General features: G+C 60.7%; 1 protein-coding gene. It reads right to left on the bottom strand.

The features are described 5' to 3' along the window. On the bottom strand, positions 1 to 634 hold a 634-nt coding region (locus A5652_RS05735; RefSeq protein ID WP_067347578.1), incomplete at both ends, for a class I SAM-dependent methyltransferase.

The raw sequence follows: 634 nt of genomic DNA, 5'->3' as shown, positions 1-634 counted from the left end.
GGGCGATGGCCCGGTCCTTGTTGGCTTCCAGGTTGGCCGCCCAGATGTTGAGGGTCCGTTCGTAGTGCTTCTGCAGCAGTTGCACCCGCTCGATCGAGAAGCCCGCCGCCTCGCCGAACTTGAAAATGTCTTCCTGTGCCGGCAGCTGTCCACCCGGAAAGATTTCCTGGCCGATGAATCGCATGAAGCGTAAATCGCTCATGGTGATCGAGACACCACGTTCATGCTGCTGTTGCTGCGAGTAGGCCAGAATCGTGTGCAGAAGCATCCGGCCATCACCGGGAAGAATGTCGTAGGCGCGTTCGAAGAATGCGGGATAGCGCTCCATCTTGAATGCCTCGAAGGCCCCGATCGACACGATGCGGTCCACCGGCTCGTGGAACTTCTCCCAGCCCTCCAGCAGCACGCGCCTGGTGCGGGAAGTGTCCATCTGATCGAAAGACTTCTGCACATGCTCGGCCTGGTTCTCCGACAGCGTCAGGCCGACCACGTTGACGTCGTACTTCTCGATGGCGCGCCGTAGCGTGGCTCCCCAGCCGCAGCCGATGTCCAGGAGCGTCATCCCGGGCTCGAGCTTGAGCTTTCCCAGCGCTAGATCGATCTTCGCGGTCTGCGCTTCTTCGAGGGTCATGTC

The organism is Mycobacterium sp. 1165178.9 (genome assembly GCF_001673555.1).
Classification (GTDB): Bacteria; Actinomycetota; Actinomycetes; order Mycobacteriales; family Mycobacteriaceae; genus Mycobacterium.
The sequence above is the reverse complement of the archived record's forward strand: the minus strand, read 5'-3'. Positions and strand labels throughout refer to the sequence as shown.